Source organism: Pediococcus ethanolidurans (assembly GCF_001437405.1).
Taxonomy (GTDB): Bacteria; Bacillota; Bacilli; order Lactobacillales; family Lactobacillaceae; genus Pediococcus; species Pediococcus ethanolidurans.
Genome location: NZ_JQBY01000010.1, coordinates 43,648 through 64,333 on the forward strand (window position 1 = coordinate 43,648; position 20,686 = coordinate 64,333).

Sequence of the window (20,686 nt, forward strand, 5' to 3'; positions counted from 1 at the left end):
CCTCTTATTTTTCTTTTGAGTGATTTAGTTGAGCGTAGGCGGCGTCCAACGTCTTTGTAATTGAAACATTTTTAGCAATTTGAGCAACATCATCTGTGGCAACTAAATGCGTCAAGAATTCAATATTACCTTCTCCACCCTTTATCGGTGAAAAATCAAGTCCAACAACATTATACCCATTTTCAACCGCCATCTGGAGCGTATTTTTTAAAACTTCTTCGTGCGTCTTAGGATCATGAATAATTCCATGCTTACCCACCTTGTCCTTACCAGCTTCAAATTGGGGTTTAATAAGGGCAACCACACTACCATTAGGCTTAATAATATCTTTCAGTGCCGGTAAAATCAATTTCAATGAAATAAAAGAAACATCAATCGATGCAAATTCCGGTTGTCCATGCGTAAAATCAGCTAATTTAGAATATCTAAAATTTGTATTTTCCATCACAACAACACGTGAGTCTTCACGCAATTTCCAAACCAGTTGATTCGTGCCAACATCCAGGGCATAGCTTAAACGTGCCCCATTCTGCAACATGACATCTGTAAAACCACCCGTGGAAGAACCAATATCCAATACTATCTTGTCTTGAACACTTATATCAAAAACCTTCAGAGCTTTTTCGAGCTTTAGACCACCACGACTAACATATGGCATTCGTTTTCCTTTAAAATGAAGTTCAGTATCAATTGGAATCTTACTACCTGGTTTATCCAATCGTTCTTCATTTTCTCCAAGAATTTCACCGGCCATGACAGCCCGCTTTGCCTGTTCACGTGTATCAAATAATCCTTGTGATACTAATAGCACATCTACTCGTTCTTTTTTCATTTTTCTTCCTCGTTTAATTGAAAATACTCTAAGAATCCTTGTAGTAGCTCTATTGAAACACCACTATCTTGAAGCTTGATTAATGCACTTTGACAATTAGACACACACTGAATTAAATCTCTTTTAGTTTGTGCCAGGCCACGAATTCCTGGATACGTATTCTTATGTTCACCAGCATCTTTATGCACTGCTTTTCCCATCATCTTTTCAGTTCCTAAAACATCTTCCAAATCATCAAATATTTGAAAAGCCAAGCCAAAATTTTCAGCAAACATCTTTAAATTCTTTTGAGTTTCTGAATCACTGTTTGTAATAATCCCAGCGGCTTCAGCAGTATACGTGATCAAGGCACCCGTCTTTTGTTTATGCAATTTTTTTAATTGCTCGAAAGTTAATTGTTCCTTTTCACCCAACACATCACTAGCTTGACCGGCAACCATTCCTGCTGGGCCAGCAGCATGAGCCAGTGCTTGTGTTAATTGGCTTGTAATTTGAGAATTATACTTAGTTGTTGCCAACCATTCAAAAGCCAATGTTAACAAACCATCACCAGCCAAAATTGCCAATGCTTCACCATATTTTTTATGATTCGTTGGTACGCCTCTTCGTAAATCATCATTATCCATAGCCGGTAAATCATCATGAATTAAGGAATATGTGTGCAGCAATTCCAACGATGCCGCCACTTGTACAGTGTTCAAATTCACTTTAGTTTCAGTTGTTTTCACCATTGCCAATAGTAATAATGGTCTTAGCCGTTTCCCACCGGCAAACACAGAATACTGCATAGACGCACTTAACTGCGAATTTGTGATACTAGTAGGTAAGCTTGTTTTCAAAAAATCATTTAAAATCGGTGTATACTTTTGAATAAAGTTCAAAGTTACTTTATTTTTAATCATTACTTTTGTGTATCCTTAGTTGAATCGTTTTGAGATTCAAATGGAACTTCTTGACCATTCTCGTCCATCATTTTTGTCAACGTTTTCTCTGCGTTTTGTAAAGTATCTTGCAGGTCCTTGCTTAAAACAACGCCACGTTTAAATTCATTTAAAGCTTTTTCCAAAGGTACATCGCCTTTTTCCAGATTTGTGACGATATCATCCAAAGATTTTAAATTTTCTTCAAAAGTTGGTTTTTCAGTCATTTTCGAGTCCTCCATGTTCAATTTCAGTAATTTTTGCCTGTGCCGTTCCATCACTTAAATGTAATTTTATTTTCGCATCAGTTTGTAATTCAGCAACTTTTTTTACAACACGCCCCTGCTCAGTCACATAACTATAACCTCGTCCCATGATCTTTAGCGGACTTAAATAATCCAGCGCAGCAACCGTATGCTGTAATTCATTAGATTTCGTAACAAAAATCATTTGAATTCCTCTGATCATTCGTCGCTGGAGATTATCTATCGTTTGTTTTTCTTGTTGAATTCGATTTGCCGGTGATTTCAGAATTAACGCCTGTTGCGTTTCACTCAGCTGATTTCGATATCGGTTCAAATTGGTAGTCATACTTTGCACTAATTTATCATTCAAATAATCAATATTTTGTACATAGCCCTCATATAATCGACGTGGATCTTGAAAAACATACGATTGATTTAATCGATTTAAACTTTGTCGTTGTTTCTTCAAAAGATTCATGAAAGCGTTAAAAATACGCGTTCTTCGTTGAGATAAATAGACAATTTCCTCACTTAAAACCGGTGTCGCTAGTTCAGCCGCCGCTGTTGGCGTTGCAGCACGAACGTCTGCAACCAAATCGGCAATTGTTGTATCTGTTTCATGACCAACCGAAGAAATAATAGGAATTTTGCTAGCAAAAATTGCTCTCGCAACTTGTTCTTCATTAAAAGGCCACAAATCTTCAATTGAACCGCCACCGCGGCCCAAAATAATGGTATCAAAACTACCAAGTTCATTTACCTGTTGAATACGATTCGTAATTTCTTTAGCTGCTTCATTGCCTTGGACCTGTGCTGGAAACAGCACCAATTGTGCAATGGGAAACCGACGGCGCGTTGTGGTAATGATGTCACGTATAACCGCCCCGGATGGACTAGTAATCACTGCAATTCGCTTTGGAAATCGAACCAAGGTTTGCTTAGGAGCCGTAAACAAACCCTCTGTGCTCAATTTCTTTTTTAATTGTTCATAGGCTTGATAAAGTGCTCCCACGCCATCAGGCTGCATACTATCAATATAAATTTGATAACTACCATTTGCTTCGTAGACTGATAATCGTCCAGTAACTAGCACTTTCATTCCAGTTTCAGGAGTAAATTTCACCTTTTCAAAAGCAGAGCGAAACATAATAGCATTTATCTTTGCGTGATCATCTTTTAAACTAAAGTATTGATGTGCGTGTGGTCTTATTCGAAGATTCGAAATCTCTCCTACCAAATAAACGCGACCTAAGTAAGGATCTACATCAAATTTACGTTTTATATATTGTGTTAAAGCAGTTACCGTTAGATAATTTTCCTTATCCATTTTTTTCACTACTCCATTCCGCCATTGTAACCGTTTGTGAAATTAAGGTAGTAATTGTCATTGGACCAACTCCTTTGGGTACGGGTGTAATATATGAAGCCTTTTTTTCAACCGACTCAAAATCAACATCACCAACCAATTTGCCGTTACTATCACGATCCATGCCAACATCAATTACAACTGCACCTGGTTTGACGTCTTCTGCTTTAATATAATGTGCCACACCAATGGCCACAATGAGAATATCAGCTTCTCTGGTTAATTCCGACAGATGATGAGTATGACTATGTGCAATCGTTACCGTTGCATTAGCATTCGTTAAAAGAGCCGCCATCGGTTTACCTACTATCGTACTTCTCCCCACCATGACAGCTTTTTTGCCGTCTAAATTGATTTGATATTTTTTGAAAAACGACATAATTCCTTGTGGTGTACAAGCAATTGGCGTTTGATCAGTCTTGTTTATTAATAACTTACCTAAATTAAATGGATTAAATCCATCCACATCCTTAGTTGGCGAAATGGCCATTGTGACGTGAAATTCGTTAATTTGTTCAGGTAATGGAAGCTGCACCAAAATTGCATGAACGGTTGGATCTTCATTATATTCTTGAATAATTTTAATAAGTTCCTTTTCGGAAATCGTTTCCGGAAGATTACGCACAATAGAATGAATACCAAGCTTTTTTGCACGTCGTTCTTTATTACGAACATAAATTTGGCTTGCCGGATCCTTACCAACCAAAATGACAACTAATCCAGGAGTAATCCCTTGATCAGCTAATCGTTGAATTCTATTTGCCGTTCTCATATCAATTTCAGCTGCAAGAGCTTTTCCATCCATAATAGTTGCCATAAAATTTACCTCTCTCATATTTGTGATTGGTTACTCATATAGTTTAGCATAATAGAAAATACGAAAAAACCAGAAAAAATTTGTTTTTTCTGGTTTAATTAAATATATTTTAAAAGACAAAACTTTATATTCTGATTCTTCAAGTAAACGACCCATTGTTACTAAAATCAAAACCGATCAAGCACTCTTAGCTTCAAACTAGCTTTAACCTAATTTGCTGGAAAGAACACCATTAATAAAGTTTTTAGCCGTTTCATCAGCAAATTTTTTTGCCAATTCAAGCGCTTCGTTAATTGCAACTTTGTTTGGAACGTCTTCAACGTAATTAATTTCAAAAAAAGCAATTTGTAAAATGAGATGATCTGTTCTTGCCAAGCGTTCAACTGACCAAGTCTTTTTTAAATATTTACTGATTTCTTCATCTAACTCCGCTTGGTGGTCCAAAACACCGTCAACAATTTGACTCAGATACGCTGGAACGTCTTCTGAAGCATCATGGTAGCTTTCTAAAACCTGATGATATAGATCTTCATGTGAGGCTTCTGCGTTGCTACTCAGAGCAAATAAGACCTGAAACGCAGCTTCACGAATTTGGTGTCGATTTAAACTCACTTTTCTTCACCATCATTTTCCGCAAAAATATCATCTGGATCAACTGTTGATGTTGTTTTGGCCGGAATAATGCCTTCCACATGAATATTGACTTCAGTTACTTCAAGTTCGGTCATAAATAAAAGTTGCTGGTTAACTTTACTTTGAATTTTTTTCGCAATTTCAGGAACAGAAGTACCATAATCAAGATAAACATATACGTCAACACGCAATTTGCCTTCATTTAAGCCAAGCTTAACACCCTGACTTTTTGTATTTCTCGTTAAAAATGAAGTTACACTTTCACTTAAGCCACTGCTGCTCAAGTGAACGCCCTTAACCTCTTCAACAGAAATTCCAGTAATGATTGAAACCACCTCAGGAGCAATTTTAATTTCTCCAAGCGTTGGTTTATGTTCCGCCAGTGCTAAATATTTATCTTCTGCCATTTTATAAACCTCCTGTTAAAACTAAGCTCGAGAAACATAAGTTCCATCGGTCGTATTAATAATAAGGACATCATCCTGATTAACAAAGAAAGGTACCTGTACAATCAATCCAGTTTCCAATGTTGCTGGTTTAGACCCACCAGTAGCAGTATCGCCACGAATACCTGGTTCGGTATCAGTCACTTTTAGATTAACTGTATTAGGTAAATCAACACCTAATGTTTCGTCACCAAACATAATGACACTGACTTCCATATTTTCAACTAAATAGTCCTTTTCCGCAGAAAGATTGTCTGCTGGAACCTCTAATTGTTCGTAAGTCTTATTATCCATAAACACAAAATTGTCACCATCATTATACAAATATTGCATTTTTTTGGTTTCAATGTTGGCCTGTTCCATTTTTTCGCCGGCACGAAATGTTTTTTCTTGAACCGCATCAGTTCGTAAATTCTTTAGCTTCGTTCGTACAAAAGCGCTACCCTTACCAGGTTTCACATGTTGAAATTCTACAATACGCCAAATACCACCATCTACTTGGATGGTTAATCCATTTTTAAAATCTGAAGTTGAAATCATTTTTTTACCTCCAAAATTCTTTACACCTAACTATAGCAATATCAGTAGGTTAAAAGCAAGCTAAGTTAAAAGAGTTACCTATATTTTAAAGTGATTTGACAAAAAAAGAACCAGAACAACTTAAATGTTCTGGCTCCACACATTAAAACTATTCTGCATCTGCTGCGGGATAAACAGAAACTTGACGTTTGTCACGTCCCTTACGTTCAAAACGGACAACACCATCAGTTAATGCAAATAACGTATCATCATTTCCACGACCAACATTTGTTCCTGGATAAATATGAGTTCCACGTTGACGGTAGATGATCATGCCACCTTTAACTGGTTGACCATCAGCACGTTTTGTACCAAGACGACGACCTGCTGAATCACGACCATTAGAAGTGGAACCACCACCTTTATGGTGACTGAAGAATTGTAAATTCATTAACATAGCTTTACACCTCCGAATATTAATTCTGAATGTTTATTTTTATAAATTGCGAATAATTTCGAGCAACATCTTGCATTCCAATAACAAAGCTTTTTAAGATCGCTTGCATTTGTAAAAGCTGATCACGATTTGAAACTTTCGGAAACTTAGCAGTTAATAAACCACCGTTGTCCTCGTCCATTCTCGTTTCAGGTTTTACGTCAGCAATCTGTTCAACACTATTAATTGTATTAATTGCTAGCACTGAAGCAGCTGCACAAACAATATCTTGTCCATAAGGGCCAGAATCGGCATGACCAATCATTTCAAACTGTTCAACACCTGTTTGTGCACTTAGCTTAATAGTTACTTTAATCATTGAAAATCTCCAAATTAAGCATTAATAGCATCAATCGTAATTTTTGTATATGGTTGACGATGACCCTTTTTAGAATGTTGGTTCTTCTTAGCTTTATACTTGAAAGTAGTTACTTTCTTGTCTTTGCCTTGTTTTTCAACAGTTCCATTAACAGTCGCGCCTTCAACGATTGGTGTTCCGATCTTAGTTGATTCACCACCAACGAAAAGAACTTGGTCAAAAGTGACCTTGTCGCCTTCTTTAACGTTTAGCTTTTCAACAAAAACGGATTGACCTTCTTCAACTTTAAGTTGTTTGCCACCAGTTTCAATAATTGCGTACACAGTGTGCACCTCCTCATTTCTAATACTCGCCAGCTAAAAGTGTCTAAACTAGAACTTAAAAACTTGAGCCGTGCGGTTGTAGCCGTGGAAGCCACAAATACAACGTTACAATAATATCAAAATATCAAGCAAAAGTCAACTTGTTCCTTATTCAAAAAAGAAGTCACTGATGCTTACTGTTTCGTTGTCTTTTTCATGAATGAAATTATACGTACTTCGACTAATAAAGTGCGGAGAATAAATTATTCCTTCAGCGAGCCAATTTTTCATGGTACCTAATAATCCAGTGATAATAAAATCAGCCTTTAATTTTAAATGAGCTGTTTGTTGAGATTCAGTTAAATTCACGGCTTTTAAAAAAAGTTGTAGATGCTTACGAAAAGCCAGTTCAACTTTCATTGCAAAATTATTCTTACCGGTTAATCCAAAAAGAACTATAAAAGTTTGATAATTATCTGCCATATATTTAAATCCTTTTTCCAAGGAAAAAACATACGCAACATGTTCTGAAATTTGAATTTTTGGTTCTAAAGATTCTTTGCCATCTATCAATGCAGATTGAAAAAGATCCACCACAAAATCATTAATAATTGTTTGAATAAAATCCTGTTTATCCCGATAATGCAGATAAAAAGTTCCCCGAGTAATTTCGGCAGTTTCAGTTATTTGTTGAATACTTAAGCTTTGTGTGCTTTGACTGGTTAGCAACTTAATCAAAGCTACTTTAAGTTGCCGTTTAGTTTTCATAATGCGAGGATCTAATTCACTGGACAATGTACCTTCTCCTAACCTTCAATTCATTCAGAACTTGATTCTACGGTATTTTCATTTAAAAAACAAAAATTTAAACCTAATTTTAAAAACTAGTTACGCTAAGAATCACTTTAAAAGATTTTTGTGAAGCAACAACATATCCCGTAACTGTAACCCATTTTCAAAAATTGGCTTTGAATAATTATCTATAAAGAAGTCAGTTTTCACCGCAAAACAACGAAAATTCATTTTTTGGTAAAGATACAGTTGCACAAAACTGGTTGTACCGGTGCCAACAACCATTTCATGATAATTTCTTTGTGCGGCATACTCTGTCACAAAGTGAATTAGTTTTTGTGCATAACCTTGATGTTGATACTTTGGATCAATAGCCAAGTTTTTTAACTCAATTTTGAATTGATCTATTGGTGTTAGCACTATCAATCCAATCAAGTTCTCGCCTTCAAGCATTTCAAATCCAAAACTACTTTTCAAATACTGCTCAATTAAGTGACGATTAGGATCGGCTAATAAGAGCAATTGAAAATGAGCTTGCTCATACTTTTTTATTCGCGCAATTTTCATGACTTTCTCCGTTATAAATTTCTTTTATAATGCTATGCTTCCAAATAAATCAACAGCCATCATTTACGTTATTGTTTTTATTTTTTTCGCGTTCATTTTTTGCAAGTATAACCAAATTTTGTTCAAAATATTGCCAATTTACGGTGCTAACTTGATGTATAAAAAAACAAGAACGTTTTTATATCAACATTCTTGACCTGCATAAAATTCCTATTTAGTGCATCAAAAATGTGCATAAACTCAAGTCTAAAATGAATATTTAAGAGGCTGGAAAAAAACTAGTCTTTAATCATAAATAAAGACTAGTTTTTTCCCAGCTTCTACTTATTTAAATATTCGTGTTTAATGGTTCGTGCTCTCCCGGTACCGCCGAAACGATCTCGTTAAGCGAAATATCCAGTAGTTTCGGATCATTTTTAGGCGGGGTAACCATGAAAATTACATCATCCCAACCATCTAATTGATTTTCAATTTCTTCAACATATAGTTTTCGTTGTGATTTGTCCTTCATGGTAAAAGTAACCCAGCGGTCACGGAAATTATCCAAGATTTCTGGAAATGACATATTATGTGGATTCATGATTCTCACCTTCCTTTATTAAGATATGATGGCCTCATTGGTGTTATATGTGCACCCTTACCATTACAGTAAGATAGTCAGCCATTCTTAGTTGGATACTTTTTACCAGTGACATCGGCCCACAATCCAATTACCGAATCGTGTTCAAATGCGATTTGTTTCTTTGTGCTACTTTGCTTACTATAACCATATTGATCAATATTTAGTTCATTCCAATTATACGAAGAACCTTTTGGTTTAGCTTCTTTAGCTGTATTATACAACGAATCAGGATTACTTATGCAAATCAAGCAGAAATAGAAGTTAATAAAACTCCATTAGAGAAAAAATTAGAACAACCCTTTCATGCTTATTTCGACGATTGGTACACAACCTATCGTAAACCCAAGATTAGTGAGTCTTCACAAAGAGCTTATGTTCATACTGAAAATCAACTAGAAAAATATTTTAACGATCGCTCAATTACCAAGATTTCAAGGAAAGATTATCAAGATTTTATTTCTAGCTACGGTAAAAATCATGCGCCAAAAACTGTAAAACGATTAAACAATCTGATTAAGTCTTGTGTTGATAATGCTGTCTATGATGAGATCATCAAGAAAAATTTTACCAAGAATATTACTTTTGTGGCTAATAAAAGTAAAGTTCGTAACGTTGAGAATTTGAATGTTAAAGAAATTAAAAAGCTTATCAAATACACTTACAGTAAATTAAATTTAACCAAGATGAGTTACTACATGATTTTTACGGCCATCTTAACTGGCGCTCGCCTTTCTGAAATTGCCGGGCTACAATGGGAAGATATTAATTTTACTTTCAAGATTATTTCAATTAGCAAGACTTATGATTATTTTCACCCTACTGAATTTAAGCCAACAAAAACCGAGTCATCAGTTCGTAAAATTAGAATCAATGATGAACTGGTTATGGTTTTAAAGAAATTGAAAAAAGCTAAAGGCGGAAAAAGTCGTGATCTGACCTTTGCAGGAAATAATGGATTAGTTCCTTCTTCCAATGCAGTAAACAAAGTCCTAAGAAGCTCTCTAAGCGTTTTAAACATAAACAAGATTATTATTAAGACATGCACACGTTGCTTATTTGCTCTCTCAAGGCGTAGATATCTATGCCATCTCAAAACGTCTGGGACATTCTAATATTGGAGTTACCATGGAAGTCTATGCTTATCTGATTGAAGAATCGAAAAAGAAAAATGATGATAAGATTGTGCACTCTCTTGATAATTTATTTGTTGCAAAACTTGCTAAACCCAATAATACCAAGCAACAAATATAAGGCGATGTGTGCGCAATGTGTGCACCAAAGTTTTACTTTCTAGTGTTTTCTAGTACTTTCTTGTGATAACAAAAAATCAGAAACGCCGGTATAAAGGCATTCCTGATTTTTAAAAAGTTCCTATATCGTACTAATATGAACCGGGTGAGATTCGAACTCACGACCGTCCGCTTAGAAGGCGGATGCTCTATCCAGCTGAGCTACCGGTCCGCGTTATTGATTATAAGGTAAAAAAAAAAGTTCGTCAATACCGCATAAATTAATTCTCTATAAGTTAGTTCGTAATCTATTATTTAAATCTTCTTAAATTAGAGAAGTATTAAGTAAATGCTTTCATTATGGGCACTTTTTCGGTATTATAAGGATAGTAAGAATGAAGGAAGTTGAAAAAAATGAAAAAGAAAGTTTACTGGCTAATTCCTTTTCTCATCCTAGGACTATTTTTAACCGGATGTAGTCGAAACAAGGTTTACGGGACGGTGGTAGTTAGCTCTAATAATTATAACCAAATACAAACCAACAAAAAATACGTCAATCAGTTACTTAAAGCATTAGAAAAATTTGATTCTGAGAAACCAAAAACCGCTGAGAATATTTATTCAGCCGTTGATAAGTTAGATAAAGAAGCAAGTAAAAATATGAATAGTCAGGACAAAAAAGCATTGCGTGATGTGCTCATTGATAATAATAAGAGCATAAAAAATATTATTAAAAATGCTTACCAAAATCATTATGGTTTCGATGATGACTTATCCGGATCGATTAGTACCGAATTTTACAAAGCTATTCATTTAACCGTAAAACCAATTACCAAACAAACTGCTAATCGGAAAAAAATTTATAATGAATTCATTAAAGAAACTAAGGCTCAACAAAAATTAAATAATGTGGGTAATACTCAGTAGATAATCATCAAAGTTCGAGAAATTCTCGGGCTTTTTTATTTTAATCTTTACACTAAAAAAGTAGTTTCAACGAATTATGAGCATATTTGTTGAAACATTCCCGTAACATTGCCATAATGAAAATGTAAAATTTGATTGGAGGCGTTTTTTATGGGACCATTGATGATCATTCTTATTATTCTTATTTTCGCAGTTGGTGTTCAAGTGATAAATGACTGGGATTCTTTGTTTCCACAGTCTCAAACACGTTCAGAACATAAAACACTCAAGAATAATTAACTAGATAATTGTTAAAAACTTATTTATTCATACAAAAAAAGGAAGTTCACTAATCAGTGACCTCCTTTTTTGTCTATCTGTTATTAATAGTTATTTTCTTGTCTTTGATAATTAATTTTATTTTTTTGGTAAAATGCCTCTTCAATTTCCGCTGGTGAAAAACCAAATCCCACCATTCCTAATTTTAAATATAGGTGCCATGCGTGCCGGAAATTATCAGGTCGATTACTAACCGAACTGCTGAAAAGCATCGATTTGATTGCTAAATAAGTATCAGTTAGATTTAATTTACTGTCACTAGTCTCTAACTTCTTAAATTGTTCCGAAGTTAAATCAACATTCTCCACCCATTGCTTTTGACTGGCAAAGAGTAAAAAGAAATCAATGGCATCAACGTATTCAACCAGTAATGTTTCACGAACCGTTTTTCCTTCGTCGTTTTTCCCCTTATGCTCTTTCCAAACCTTAAACCACTCAGAAGTATTAGCAACCTCAGAAAGCTCCACATCCAAAGAGAGCAATGTATTTTTAATTCGTTCTGGCCAGTTTAACGTTAATTCTTTTTCCGCAGCAATACTTCTATCCAGTTGAATAGATGACTGCAACATTTTAGGAATATTTAACAATTTTTTCACCTACGTCTATGACATTTTTGAGCCAATTTGTAATTCATCTAGATTATCCAAGAACCATTTTTTTAAGAAAGCAAATTGATTGAAAATTTCAAAAAGAGAATATTTTTCTTCAGGATCCTGAACAGTGATTACCCAGTGGCCACTACCATCCGCATTAATCTCTTTATATAAACTGAAAATAATCTGATTGCCGAGATCTAAAAAAGCACCTTGAACTGTATCCATGTTCTGTAACATTAAATTATTATCAGCTGTAGCCACAAACAATTTGTCCATAATCTGTTCGGATAATTCGGAATTAGCAAGAACATACTTTTTAGAATTTGATGCATCTAACATATTGAAGTCAACACTAAAGCCAAAATCAGCAACTAAATACTTACCAAATTGAATAAACAAGTCAACCGCATTTGTCACAGCTTCATTATCGGATTTGCCACTCCACTCTGTAATAAAAAGCTTAGTAATTGTATCCGAATTAAAGTACATGGCCTTCTCTTTCAAATTCAAAGAAAAGATAACTTGGTGACTGTTTTGTTCCACATAAAAAGCGCCATCCTGATTTTCTCGTTGTTCAAAATGGAATTCTTCAGAGTCATCTATATTTGGAAAAGTTTGAAAAAGTGTATCTGCTTTCAGATTGTCCTCACGAGAATGTAACACCGCATCTTTATTATTGTGCAACTCTAATAATCGACTCATAAAAATGAGGTAGTAATCGTTAGCATCATATTTATGCGGGTATACCACATAGTCAGTATCCATTTGAAAGTCAAACAACGCCGTTGAGGCAGCTAAGAGCTCACCTGCATCTTTGGTATCAGTTAATTGATCAAATAACTTTGTAAACTCAATGCCATGTTGAATTCCAGCTTTTAGTGATTCACTATATGCAACTAAACGCCCATTTGTGGTCAGACTTGAAGGATTTAAAGATTCATTACTCATCAGCACGCACCTTTGCCTTTCCGATCAAGCTTGTTAGATAGTCAGAATATAATTTTTTAGAATGATTTGTAAAGGATTCAAAGCTTCCAAAAGCCTGTTTGATTGCTTGTTTTTCATAACTCAAGATTGTATCCTCTTTTGAAAGAGCCAAAATACGATCCTCATTATTCTTCATAGTATCGCGAGCATCCATAGCTTTTTGATCTTCTTCAGTTAACTTAGTTAGTTCATCCTTGAGTGCCTGACGTTCTTCCTTAACCTTACCGCTCTCCCAAAAAGAGCTGTTTGAACTAGTATCTTGTAATTGGTCACGTAATTGTGCCTTGCGTGAATCACGTTGGTCCTGATTAGTAAGTAACGTTTGTAACTGTTTATTTTCTTCTGATATTTTGGCAATCTCTTCTGTATTTAAATGCTTATTATTGGCATCTAATTGGAAGGTCCCCGCTAATTTTTGATATTCATCTTTATCAAATTGAAACTCTAGATTTAAAACATCTAAATAGCCAAATTCACGACGATCCCACCAGTTACCAAACAAAATTTTAAACTCACCTTCTGCTACTTCTCGGTAGTAAAAGAAGGGATAAATTTCAGCCAGATAATCAATTAGCTGGTAACTCAAATAATGTGCTATTTGGCTTCTAACATCATCTACTAAACTAAAATAACCGCTCTTAGTTGCTTCAGTTGCACTCGAAATTTCAGTATGATAACGTTCAGGATCTAACAATTCATATGTCATTCGATCATTTTGTTGATCAACAGCACCCTGTAACGCATTTAAATACGCGATTTTGCCTGAAAGACTCTGCTTTAATTTTGCATTTGGTTGCTCTTGAGATTCAGTCGTGTTTTTTTCATCACTCATGTGTATCGCTCCTATTTTTGTAAGTTTAACCTACGTATTGATTATCTCTAATGTAACAAATATCTGAGCAATCAACAAAGGATTTTTCTTATTCCTTACTAAATTTTAACAGATTAATCAAGTCATGACTTAAAAAGGTGGCAAACTCCCAACAAAATATAGTAAAAAACAAAAAAACGATTAATTACCGAGTCAAAAATGGCCATCGTAATTAATCGTTAAAATAAAAATTAATTTAATATTGTTCTAAATATTGATCTCGTTCCCACTGGGTAACTTCTTGACGATATGAAGCCCATTCTAGTCGTTTTGCTTCCAAAAAGCTTTGATAAATATGAGAACCTAACGCCTTTTCCATCACCTTGTCAGCCTCAAACGCTTTTAAGGCGTTGTGCAAAGTTGACGGCAAATCATCAATATGATTATCCTTACGTTCTTTTTCGTCCATTCGGTAGATATTACGATCAATTGACTTAGGTGGTTCAATCTTATTACGAATACCATCTAAACCAGCCTCTAGTACAGTCGCAATTGCGAGATATGGGTTTGCACTAGGATCCACACTGCGCAATTCAAGGCGTGTTGATAAGCCTCTACTGCTTGGTACTCGAATTAGTGGTGAACGGTTGCTTCCTGACCATGCCACATAAACTGGGGCTTCAAAACCAGGTACTAATCGTTTATAGGAGTTAACAATTGGATCACAGACAGCGGTAAAACTACGCGCATGCTTTAATAATCCACCCAAGAACCAGTAAGCTTCCTGTGAAAGCTGAAGTTCATTTTTTTCATCATAAAAAGCATTACCCTTATTATGGAACAGCGACATGTTTAAGTGCATCCCTGAACCATTAATGCCATCGAGTGGCTTTGGCATAAAGGTAGCATGTAGATTATATTTGCGTGCTACTGTTTTAACAACAAGTTTGAACGTTTGAATATTGTCTGCTGCTGATAAGGCGTCCGCATATTTAAAATCAATTTCATGTTGACCAGGAGCAACTTCATGATGAGATGCTTCCACATCAAAGCCCATATTTTCAAGTTCTAGAACAATATCCCGGCGACAATTCTCACCAAGATCCATTGGTGCTAAATCAAAATAGCTACCCTTATCATTCAAATTAGTTGTTGGTTTACCAGTTTCAGGATCTAATTTGAACAAGAAAAATTCTGGTTCTGGTCCAATGTTAAAGTCTGTATAGCCAGCTTCACGCATTTCTTTCAATACTCGAATTAAATTATTTCGTGGATCACCCTCAAATGGTTTTCCATCAGGTGTATAAACTTCACAAATTACACGAGCAATTTTGCCGTGTTCGTTTCCCCATGGAAATACCATCCAGGTTGATAAATCAGGATAAAGATACATGTCACTTTCTTCAATACGCACAAATCCATCAATTGAAGAGCCATCAAACATTAATTTGTTATCCAATAATTTTTCTAGTTGGCTAACTGGCACCTCAACGTTTTTAATAATTCCAAATAAATCGGTAAACATCAATCTTAAAAATCGAACATTTTCCTCTTTTGCCATTTTGCGAATTTCATCTTTGGTGAATTGTTGCTTTGCCATGTATATCGCTCCTATTCTTATTTTTTGGAAAGGTCATCAGATGGAAAACTTGAGCTGTGCCAATGCTTTAGACCAGCAATTGATAAAAATTCATTATGCAATGCATGACGCACATCTTCATCGGTTACTGGTTTTTCCAAATCCTTATGTTCTTTTTCTTGCCGCTTAGCCTGCTTTTCATAAACTCGCTTGATTTCTGTCATATTAAAACCTTCGTCAAGATAGTCTTTAATTTCAAGCAGACGATCAACATCAATTAATGAAAATTGACGACGATTGCCAGCGTTACGTGCTGGTTTGATTAATCCTTGCGTTTCATAATATCGGATTTGTCGTGCACTCAAAGTCGTCAGTTTCATTACTGTTCCAATTGGTAAAACTGCTCGTGATCGTTGGAGTTGTTTTTCCATCATGACACCCCTCCTTTCAAAAACAACCCCATTTTATCAATGCCCTCAGTTAAAGTCAACGCCTCATGTCATAAGATATAACATGAGGCGCTATTTTAGAAAAATAATTGTGAAACTGCTTCTGTAATTGCAATTTTCACATGTGCATAGGTTAATCCGCCTTGAATATATAGGGTGTATGGTGGACGAATAGGACCATCAGCCGAGAATTCAATACTTGCTCCCTGAACAAAAGTACCAGCTGCCATAATAATCTTATCGTCATAACCGCCCATTTCACTTGGCACCGGATCTACATACGAATTAATTGGTGAATAATGTTGTACCGTTTCTGCAAACTTAATCATTGACTCAGGCTTGCCAAAATTAACCGTCTGAATTAAGTCTGTTCTTGGTGCATTCCACTTTGGACTGACGTTTAACCCACATTTTTCCAAAATGGCACTTTCAAAAATTGCCCCTTTAATGGCTTCTCCGGTAACATTAGGTGCTTGGAAGAAACCTTGAAACATGGCTTCTAAAGTGTTTAAAGTTGCCCCTTCGTCTTTACCTGACCCAGGTGTCGTTAATCGATTTCCAATTCGTTTGATTAATTGTTTTTTCCCAACTATATAACCACCAGTTTTTGCCAAGCCACCGCCAGCATTTTTAATTAATGAACCAGCCATGACATCCGCACCAAACTCAGTTGGTTCCTGAATCTCAGAAAATTCTCCATAACAGTTATCAATAAAAATTTTGACATTGGCATTCAATTTTTTAATAAACTGAATCATTTTTGCAATCTGAGCAACCGTGAAACTTTCTCTCGTTGCATAGCCTCGTGACCTTTGAATTGCCACTACTTTTACATCATCAGTTAATTTTTGTTTGACATTACTCTTTGAAAAATGGCCCTCATTATCAAGATCAGCATAGTCAAATTTGATATTAAAGTCTTTTAGAGACCCGCCATTTGGCTCGCCTGTTATCCCAATCACTTCTTGAACCGTATCATAGGGCATACCTGTTACATATAATAATTTATCACCAGGTCGTAGCATCCCCCATAATGCAGTACTAATTGCATGTGTCCCAGAAATAATTTGAGGCCGCACCATTGCATCCTCTGTTTTAAAAACATCAGCATAAACCGCATCTAAAGCGTCACGACCAGTGTCGTCGTAGCCATATCCAGTTGAACCATTTAACTCTTCTTCAGATATTTTTTCTTTTCGAAAAGCATCTAATACTTTTTTCTGATTAAAAAGAACTTGTTCATCAATAGCCATCAATTTAGGTGCAATTTGTTGATCAACATCCTTCACTAATTCGATTAATTTGGTGTTTAAACCATCTGTCCAATTCATTTTTAATTTCCTCCAACCCATTTTTGAACTTCTGCAATAATTTTTTTCTCTTCATCTGGTCGCTGAATAATATCGAACCAGTTTACATTCATTTTGTTTCGAAACCACGTTAGTTGCCGTTTTGCATAATGCCGCGAATTCTGTTTAATTTTTGCAATTACCAGTTCTTTTGAAATTTGTTTTTCAAAATAAGGATACCATTCTCGATACCCAATTCCTTTTCCAGCAGGTAGTTGCACACCACCTCGTTGATACAACCAATGAGCCTCTTTTTCTAAGCCGTCCGTAACCATTTGGTCTACTCGTTGGTCAATCCGTTTATACAGCAAACTGCGATCTGTATTCAAACCAACTAGCAATGCATCGTAAGGTGCTTTGTTGACATCATTTTGTTCTGAAAATAATTGACCAGTTTTTTCAAATACTTCTAATGCTCGAACAACACGAACTTCATTTGTCACAGGAATTTTCACTGCGGCTTTTGGATCAACATCATTTAACTTTTGCCACAACTGTTCTTGTGAATGTTCTTTTGCATAACTGTGCCATTTGCTTCGTACAGTTTCAGCTGGTTCATATTGATCATTGCCAAGTGATAAATCGGCTAACAGCGCCTGCAAATAAAATCCCGTTCCACCAACAATAATTGGTAAATGCCCGTCAGAAGTAATTTGATGAATTTTTTCGGTAGCCTCTTTTTTAAAATCAGACACCGAAAATCGTTGATCAATTTCACGAATATTGATCAAATGATGCTTAATTCCCTGTTGTTCATCGGCGGAAATTTTTGCTGTTCCGATATTTAGGTTTTGATACACTTGCATAGAATCACCAGAGATAATTTCTCCATTAAATTTTTTAGCAAGTTTTAAAGATAAACTAGTTTTACCAACTGCAGTTGGACCAACAATTGCCAATACTTTTTCCATTTCATTAACCACCCTGAATTGCCTGCCGAATAATTCCTGCTCGACCTGGATAATCTGTAATAATGCCATCAAAATGCCGTTTAAAACAATAACGCATATCCTCAGTACTATTTACCGTCCATGGACGTAATTGCACATGTGGTAAGAAGAAACGATGCGCACGCACCCAGCGAATATCCGGATGCCAGTCTTTCACTAGTTGATTCCGATAAAATTTTCGAGCAAATTTAGTTTGTAGTTTAAATAAACTTGCGAATTCAACTGTAGGGTTTAAGGCATGCATTTTTATTAGCGACTGTGGATGAAAACTGGAATAGATAATTTTAAAAGGTAGCGTTTGTTGATTCATGTATGCTGAAACACTTTCTTCGATTCCTGGATACTGAATTTTATCTGTTTTAAGTTCCAAGTTAAAAAGACCGGTAAAATGTTTTTTGATTAATAATTGCACAACCTCGTCCAAAGTTGGAATCTGTGTACCCAGATAGTCATATCCAAAATAACCACCAGCATCAAGTCGCTTCAATTCAGCCAACGTTTTATCAAAAATTCTTCCAGTACCATTTGTCGTACGATCTACAGTCTCGTCATGCATAATAATTAAATGCTTATCCTTAGACATATGTACATCCGTTTCAATACCATCTGCGCCTTCTTCAATTGCTTTTTCAAATGCCGGAAGCGTATTTTCTGGACGAATTCCTTTGCTCCCACGGTGGGCAATTATTTTTGTTAGCATAAAATCATTCCCGTTCACGTAATTTACTGGATATTTTTATAAAAAAAAGTCATAATGAAGATAATTAAAGATGGAAAGGGGTTTCAAATATGAAAAATTTTACTAAAGGCTTTATCGTTGGTGGCTTCTCAGTTGTTGGCGCTGCTGCTGCCGCTCTCTACACCTTCCACAAAATTATCGTTCAACCAATTGAAGATCAAGAAAATCGTGCTGCTGAAAATCGTAAACGCGCCATGCGTAAACAACGATCAGCACATAATGGCTAAGTTATTCATACCTGAGAGGACTGAAAATTTCAGTCCTTTTTATTTTTCCATTTAAAAAGGTTTCAAAATAAAAAAGGTAAAGACTCTTCAAGGATGATCACAATTTCATTCATCTCAATGATTCTTTACCTCGGATTTAATTAATCTTTCTTTTTAGTTTTACCATTCCACCGTTGAAAACCATAACGAAGAATAAAAAGTTTCTTATAACCCTTTTTAGCTAAAAAGATTGCTGCTCTTGAGCTTAAGCTTCGGCCTTGATCATAAATATAAACAGGTAAATCCGCTCTAAGTTCCTGAAAACGACTTTTTAAAGTTGAATATGGAATATTACGGGCACCCAAAATATGACCAGCATCAAAATCTTTTTTCTCACGTAAATCGATGACTTGTCCTTTGTGCATTCCTTCTTGAAATTCATCTTCATCCAGAATACTTGAAACTCGTCTGCGTTTCCAAACAACATAACCTTGATAAACAAAATAAGCTACAATCAAGATAATTAAGATCGTATTAATAATAAAACTAGTTTTTGAACTTGCACCTAAAACCACTGTATATTCCTCCTATGTCAATCAACTTCATTTTACACATAAATTGAGATTTTGCCTAGTCCAGAAAAATAAAAAAAGCCGTTTTGGGAAATCCCAATACCGGCTTACTTCAAGCTATCTTAATTAAAGCTCAAGGCTAATGATGCCGCACCGATAACACCGGCGTCATTACCCAAACGTGCCAATTTCAAACTTGTTGAATTTCGAACTGTTGTAAATGCAAATTCTTGGAAGTAATGATCAACTTGTTTTAAGAGATAATCACCTGCAGCAGAAACACCACCGCCAATAACAATGCTTTCTGGATTCAATGTATTAGCAAGATTACCTAAAGCTAATCCTAAATAATAACAAACCTTATCAACAACGCGTACGGCCAATGCGTCACCGCTCTTTGCTAAATCAAATACTAATTTAGAGGTAATATCTTGTCCATCATCTGTTTGGCGTTTCAATTCAGAATCACCGGAAAATTCTTCGGCCATATCTCGTGCAACGTGCACAACTCCAGTAGCTGAAGCGTACTGTTCCAAACAACCACGTTTGCCACATGTACATAGATAACCATTCGGCTCTACAGTAACGTGACCAATTTCACCAGCTGCACCAGCAGTACCGTGTAGCAATTGACCATCAGCAATTAATCCGCCACCGATTCCAGTACCTAACGTTACGAAAGAAACATCACTGCCATTCTCGCCAGCGCCCTTCCATCGTTCGCCAAGACCAGCCACGTTTGCATCATTGTCCATGGTAAATTTAATACCCGTACCTGCTTCAACGTCAGCTTTTACATTCTGGACAGTTTTCCAATTTAAGTTATAGGCACCAACAACAGTTCCTTTTTCACGATCGACAGTTCCGGGAGTTCCCATTCCGATACCGATAAACTGTGATTTATCCATATTATAAAGTTTAATATGGTGATTAATTGATTCAACTATGTCTGGTACAATATGGCTACCTTCATCTAAAATGTTGGTTTCCACGCTCCATTTTTGTTGTACCTCGCCACTATCTGTTAAAATAGCAAACTTAATAGTTGTTCCACCAAGGTCAACACCAATCAACTTGCGATCCATTATTGTTTCCTCC

General features: G+C 35.7%; 30 protein-coding genes, 1 tRNA gene, 1 pseudogene and 1 other annotated feature. Of the genes and pseudogenes, 6 read left to right on the forward strand and 26 right to left on the reverse strand.

The window, feature by feature from the left end; all coding sequences use genetic code 11:
- Window positions 1-4: 4 nt before the first annotated feature.
- From IV87_RS05545 to IV87_RS05615, 15 genes are all read right to left on the reverse strand, one after another.
- Window positions 5-832, reverse strand: coding sequence for a TlyA family RNA methyltransferase (locus IV87_RS05545; protein ID WP_057806243.1), 828 nt, complete (start codon window positions 830-832; stop codon window positions 5-7).
- Entirely contained in the window at window positions 829-1,734 is a 906-nt protein-coding gene (locus IV87_RS05550) for a polyprenyl synthetase family protein (RefSeq protein ID WP_057806245.1), read from the reverse strand. The genes IV87_RS05545 and IV87_RS05550 overlap by 4 nt, the downstream gene beginning before the upstream one ends.
- A complete protein-coding gene (locus tag IV87_RS05555) occupies window positions 1,734-1,979 on the reverse strand; it encodes an exodeoxyribonuclease VII small subunit (protein WP_057806247.1) in 246 nt (81 codons plus the stop codon). The genes IV87_RS05550 and IV87_RS05555 overlap by 1 nt, the downstream gene beginning before the upstream one ends.
- Complete coding sequence (gene xseA / locus IV87_RS05560) at window positions 1,972-3,324, reverse strand: exodeoxyribonuclease VII large subunit (RefSeq protein ID WP_057806249.1); 1,353 nt, start codon at window positions 3,322-3,324, stop codon at window positions 1,972-1,974. Before xseA ends, IV87_RS05555 begins: the two co-directional genes overlap by 8 nt.
- Window positions 3,317-4,180 (reverse strand): bifunctional methylenetetrahydrofolate dehydrogenase/methenyltetrahydrofolate cyclohydrolase FolD, encoded by an 864-nt coding sequence (gene folD / locus IV87_RS05565; RefSeq protein ID WP_057806251.1) that lies wholly within the window; start codon window positions 4,178-4,180, stop codon window positions 3,317-3,319. Before folD ends, xseA begins: the two co-directional genes overlap by 8 nt.
- Window positions 4,181-4,384: 204 nt before the next feature.
- A complete protein-coding gene (nusB, locus tag IV87_RS05570; protein ID WP_057806253.1) occupies window positions 4,385-4,792 on the reverse strand; it encodes a transcription antitermination factor NusB in 408 nt (135 codons plus the stop codon).
- A complete protein-coding gene (locus tag IV87_RS05575) occupies window positions 4,789-5,220 on the reverse strand; it encodes an Asp23/Gls24 family envelope stress response protein (RefSeq protein WP_057806255.1) in 432 nt (143 codons plus the stop codon). Before IV87_RS05575 ends, nusB begins: the two co-directional genes overlap by 4 nt.
- Window positions 5,221-5,241: 21 nt before the next feature.
- Window positions 5,242-5,799, reverse strand: a complete 558-nt coding sequence (gene efp / locus IV87_RS05580; RefSeq protein WP_057806257.1) for an elongation factor P — start codon at window positions 5,797-5,799, stop codon at window positions 5,242-5,244.
- 148 nt (window positions 5,800-5,947) lie between these two features.
- Window positions 5,948-6,235 (reverse strand): 50S ribosomal protein L27, encoded by a 288-nt coding sequence (gene rpmA, locus IV87_RS05585; RefSeq protein WP_057772564.1) that lies wholly within the window; start codon window positions 6,233-6,235, stop codon window positions 5,948-5,950.
- Window positions 6,236-6,254: 19 nt separating this feature from the next.
- Complete coding sequence (locus tag IV87_RS05590) at window positions 6,255-6,593, reverse strand: ribosomal-processing cysteine protease Prp (RefSeq protein WP_057806259.1); 339 nt, start codon at window positions 6,591-6,593, stop codon at window positions 6,255-6,257.
- Between the two features lie 14 nt (window positions 6,594-6,607).
- Window positions 6,608-6,916 (reverse strand): 50S ribosomal protein L21, encoded by a 309-nt coding sequence (gene rplU / locus IV87_RS05595; RefSeq protein ID WP_057806261.1) that lies wholly within the window; start codon window positions 6,914-6,916, stop codon window positions 6,608-6,610.
- A 12-nt stretch (window positions 6,917-6,928) separates the two neighbouring features.
- Window positions 6,929-7,004, reverse strand: a sequence feature (ribosomal protein L21 leader region).
- Between the two features lie 59 nt (window positions 7,005-7,063).
- The gene (locus IV87_RS05600) at window positions 7,064-7,690 is read right to left on the reverse strand and encodes a TetR/AcrR family transcriptional regulator (protein ID WP_057806263.1); all 627 of its coding nucleotides are present in this window, start codon (window positions 7,688-7,690) and stop codon (window positions 7,064-7,066) included.
- A gap of 105 nt (window positions 7,691-7,795) precedes the next feature.
- The gene (locus IV87_RS05605) at window positions 7,796-8,254 is read right to left on the reverse strand and encodes a GNAT family N-acetyltransferase (protein WP_057806266.1); all 459 of its coding nucleotides are present in this window, start codon (window positions 8,252-8,254) and stop codon (window positions 7,796-7,798) included.
- A gap of 328 nt (window positions 8,255-8,582) precedes the next feature.
- Entirely contained in the window at window positions 8,583-8,834 is a 252-nt protein-coding gene (locus IV87_RS05610; RefSeq protein ID WP_057806268.1) for a hypothetical protein, read from the reverse strand.
- A gap of 77 nt (window positions 8,835-8,911) precedes the next feature.
- Window positions 8,912-9,097, reverse strand: a complete 186-nt coding sequence (locus tag IV87_RS05615; RefSeq protein ID WP_147156954.1) for a hypothetical protein — start codon at window positions 9,095-9,097, stop codon at window positions 8,912-8,914.
- Window positions 9,098-9,130: 33 nt separating this feature from the next.
- Here IV87_RS05615 and IV87_RS11365 point away from each other — a divergent pair.
- The 3 genes and pseudogenes from IV87_RS11365 to IV87_RS11300 form a co-directional block, all read left to right on the forward strand.
- Window positions 9,131-9,325 (forward strand): annotated as a pseudogene (locus IV87_RS11365) (site-specific integrase); the annotation flags it as partial.
- Between the two features lie 135 nt (window positions 9,326-9,460).
- A complete protein-coding gene (locus IV87_RS05620; protein ID WP_057806271.1) occupies window positions 9,461-9,988 on the forward strand; it encodes a tyrosine-type recombinase/integrase in 528 nt (175 codons plus the stop codon).
- A 13-nt stretch (window positions 9,989-10,001) separates the two neighbouring features.
- A complete protein-coding gene (locus IV87_RS11300; protein WP_258390185.1) occupies window positions 10,002-10,127 on the forward strand; it encodes a hypothetical protein in 126 nt (41 codons plus the stop codon).
- 136 nt (window positions 10,128-10,263) lie between these two features.
- On the opposite strand, the gene IV87_RS05625 is transcribed toward IV87_RS11300, so the two are convergent.
- Window positions 10,264-10,337: transfer RNA gene (locus tag IV87_RS05625), tRNA-Arg, on the reverse strand.
- 182 nt (window positions 10,338-10,519) lie between these two features.
- Between IV87_RS05625 and IV87_RS05630 the strand changes: the two genes are divergently transcribed.
- Window positions 10,520-11,032, forward strand: coding sequence for a hypothetical protein (locus tag IV87_RS05630; RefSeq protein WP_057806273.1), 513 nt, complete (start codon window positions 10,520-10,522; stop codon window positions 11,030-11,032).
- Between the two features lie 150 nt (window positions 11,033-11,182).
- The gene (locus IV87_RS11305) at window positions 11,183-11,311 is read left to right on the forward strand and encodes a hypothetical protein (protein WP_258390184.1); all 129 of its coding nucleotides are present in this window, start codon (window positions 11,183-11,185) and stop codon (window positions 11,309-11,311) included.
- 83 nt (window positions 11,312-11,394) lie between these two features.
- On the opposite strand, the gene IV87_RS05635 is transcribed toward IV87_RS11305, so the two are convergent.
- The 8 genes from IV87_RS05635 to IV87_RS05670 form a co-directional block, all read right to left on the reverse strand.
- Window positions 11,395-11,937 (reverse strand): dUTPase, encoded by a 543-nt coding sequence (locus tag IV87_RS05635; protein WP_236698976.1) that lies wholly within the window; start codon window positions 11,935-11,937, stop codon window positions 11,395-11,397.
- Between the two features lie 15 nt (window positions 11,938-11,952).
- The gene (locus IV87_RS05640) at window positions 11,953-12,894 is read right to left on the reverse strand and encodes a hypothetical protein (protein ID WP_057806275.1); all 942 of its coding nucleotides are present in this window, start codon (window positions 12,892-12,894) and stop codon (window positions 11,953-11,955) included.
- Window positions 12,887-13,765: a hypothetical protein gene (locus IV87_RS05645; protein ID WP_057806277.1), complete on the reverse strand. Its 879-nt coding sequence runs from the start codon at window positions 13,763-13,765 to the stop codon at window positions 12,887-12,889. Before IV87_RS05645 ends, IV87_RS05640 begins: the two co-directional genes overlap by 8 nt.
- A 235-nt stretch (window positions 13,766-14,000) precedes the next feature.
- Window positions 14,001-15,344 (reverse strand): glutamine synthetase family protein, encoded by a 1,344-nt coding sequence (locus tag IV87_RS05650; RefSeq protein WP_057806279.1) that lies wholly within the window; start codon window positions 15,342-15,344, stop codon window positions 14,001-14,003.
- Between the two features lie 17 nt (window positions 15,345-15,361).
- The gene (locus IV87_RS05655) at window positions 15,362-15,757 is read right to left on the reverse strand and encodes a MerR family transcriptional regulator (protein WP_057806281.1); all 396 of its coding nucleotides are present in this window, start codon (window positions 15,755-15,757) and stop codon (window positions 15,362-15,364) included.
- A gap of 92 nt (window positions 15,758-15,849) precedes the next feature.
- Entirely contained in the window at window positions 15,850-17,103 is a 1,254-nt protein-coding gene (locus tag IV87_RS05660; protein ID WP_057806283.1) for a methionine gamma-lyase family protein, read from the reverse strand.
- 2 nt (window positions 17,104-17,105) lie between these two features.
- Entirely contained in the window at window positions 17,106-18,032 is a 927-nt protein-coding gene (miaA, locus tag IV87_RS05665; RefSeq protein WP_057806285.1) for a tRNA (adenosine(37)-N6)-dimethylallyltransferase MiaA, read from the reverse strand.
- A 4-nt stretch (window positions 18,033-18,036) separates the two neighbouring features.
- Complete coding sequence (locus IV87_RS05670) at window positions 18,037-18,771, reverse strand: glycerophosphodiester phosphodiesterase (RefSeq protein ID WP_057806287.1); 735 nt, start codon at window positions 18,769-18,771, stop codon at window positions 18,037-18,039.
- A gap of 89 nt (window positions 18,772-18,860) precedes the next feature.
- On the opposite strand from IV87_RS05670, the gene IV87_RS10905 reads away from it, so the two are divergent.
- The gene (locus IV87_RS10905; RefSeq protein ID WP_074693828.1) at window positions 18,861-19,037 is read left to right on the forward strand and encodes a DUF3042 family protein; all 177 of its coding nucleotides are present in this window, start codon (window positions 18,861-18,863) and stop codon (window positions 19,035-19,037) included.
- Between the two features lie 140 nt (window positions 19,038-19,177).
- On the opposite strand, the gene IV87_RS05675 is transcribed toward IV87_RS10905, so the two are convergent.
- Together IV87_RS05675 and IV87_RS05680 are read right to left on the reverse strand one after the other, a co-directional pair.
- Window positions 19,178-19,591, reverse strand: a complete 414-nt coding sequence (locus IV87_RS05675; protein WP_057806289.1) for a rhodanese-like domain-containing protein — start codon at window positions 19,589-19,591, stop codon at window positions 19,178-19,180.
- Window positions 19,592-19,710: 119 nt separating this feature from the next.
- On the reverse strand, window positions 19,711-20,673 hold the full coding sequence (locus tag IV87_RS05680) for an ROK family glucokinase (protein ID WP_057806291.1): 963 nt from the start codon (window positions 20,671-20,673) through the stop codon (window positions 19,711-19,713).
- Between the last annotated feature and the right edge of the window lie 13 nt (window positions 20,674-20,686).

What these genes read in the sequence shown, in the direction of transcription:
- IV87_RS05545 (WP_057806243.1), bottom strand. Translation starts at nt 832, where the DNA reads ATGAAAAAAGAACGAGTAGATGTGCTATTAGTATCACAAGGATTATTT.
- IV87_RS05550 (WP_057806245.1), bottom strand. Translation starts at nt 1,734, where the DNA reads ATGATTAAAAATAAAGTAACTTTGAACTTTATTCAAAAGTATACACCG.
- IV87_RS05555 (WP_057806247.1), bottom strand. Translation starts at nt 1,979, where the DNA reads ATGACTGAAAAACCAACTTTTGAAGAAAATTTAAAATCTTTGGATGAT.
- xseA (WP_057806249.1), bottom strand. Translation starts at nt 3,324, where the DNA reads ATGGATAAGGAAAATTATCTAACGGTAACTGCTTTAACACAATATATA.
- folD (WP_057806251.1), bottom strand. Translation starts at nt 4,180, where the DNA reads ATGGCAACTATTATGGATGGAAAAGCTCTTGCAGCTGAAATTGATATG.
- IV87_RS05575 (WP_057806255.1), bottom strand. Translation starts at nt 5,220, where the DNA reads ATGGCAGAAGATAAATATTTAGCACTGGCGGAACATAAACCAACGCTT.
- efp (WP_057806257.1), bottom strand. Translation starts at nt 5,799, where the DNA reads ATGATTTCAACTTCAGATTTTAAAAATGGATTAACCATCCAAGTAGAT.
- rpmA (WP_057772564.1), bottom strand. Translation starts at nt 6,235, where the DNA reads ATGTTAATGAATTTACAATTCTTCAGTCACCATAAAGGTGGTGGTTCC.
- IV87_RS05590 (WP_057806259.1), bottom strand. Translation starts at nt 6,593, where the DNA reads ATGATTAAAGTAACTATTAAGCTAAGTGCACAAACAGGTGTTGAACAG.
- IV87_RS05605 (WP_057806266.1), bottom strand. Translation starts at nt 8,254, where the DNA reads ATGAAAATTGCGCGAATAAAAAAGTATGAGCAAGCTCATTTTCAATTG.
- IV87_RS05610 (WP_057806268.1), bottom strand. Translation starts at nt 8,834, where the DNA reads ATGAATCCACATAATATGTCATTTCCAGAAATCTTGGATAATTTCCGT.
- IV87_RS11300 (WP_258390185.1), top strand. Translation starts at nt 10,002, where the DNA reads ATGGAAGTCTATGCTTATCTGATTGAAGAATCGAAAAAGAAAAATGAT.
- IV87_RS05630 (WP_057806273.1), top strand. Translation starts at nt 10,520, where the DNA reads ATGAAAAAGAAAGTTTACTGGCTAATTCCTTTTCTCATCCTAGGACTA.
- IV87_RS11305 (WP_258390184.1), top strand. Translation starts at nt 11,183, where the DNA reads ATGGGACCATTGATGATCATTCTTATTATTCTTATTTTCGCAGTTGGT.
- IV87_RS05640 (WP_057806275.1), bottom strand. Translation starts at nt 12,894, where the DNA reads ATGAGTAATGAATCTTTAAATCCTTCAAGTCTGACCACAAATGGGCGT.
- IV87_RS05645 (WP_057806277.1), bottom strand. Translation starts at nt 13,765, where the DNA reads ATGAGTGATGAAAAAAACACGACTGAATCTCAAGAGCAACCAAATGCA.
- IV87_RS05650 (WP_057806279.1), bottom strand. Translation starts at nt 15,344, where the DNA reads ATGGCAAAGCAACAATTCACCAAAGATGAAATTCGCAAAATGGCAAAA.
- IV87_RS05655 (WP_057806281.1), bottom strand. Translation starts at nt 15,757, where the DNA reads ATGATGGAAAAACAACTCCAACGATCACGAGCAGTTTTACCAATTGGA.
- IV87_RS05660 (WP_057806283.1), bottom strand. Translation starts at nt 17,103, where the DNA reads ATGAATTGGACAGATGGTTTAAACACCAAATTAATCGAATTAGTGAAG.
- miaA (WP_057806285.1), bottom strand. Translation starts at nt 18,032, where the DNA reads ATGGAAAAAGTATTGGCAATTGTTGGTCCAACTGCAGTTGGTAAAACT.
- IV87_RS05670 (WP_057806287.1), bottom strand. Translation starts at nt 18,771, where the DNA reads ATGCTAACAAAAATAATTGCCCACCGTGGGAGCAAAGGAATTCGTCCA.
- IV87_RS10905 (WP_074693828.1), top strand. Translation starts at nt 18,861, where the DNA reads ATGAAAAATTTTACTAAAGGCTTTATCGTTGGTGGCTTCTCAGTTGTT.
- IV87_RS05680 (WP_057806291.1), bottom strand. Translation starts at nt 20,673, where the DNA reads ATGGATCGCAAGTTGATTGGTGTTGACCTTGGTGGAACAACTATTAAG.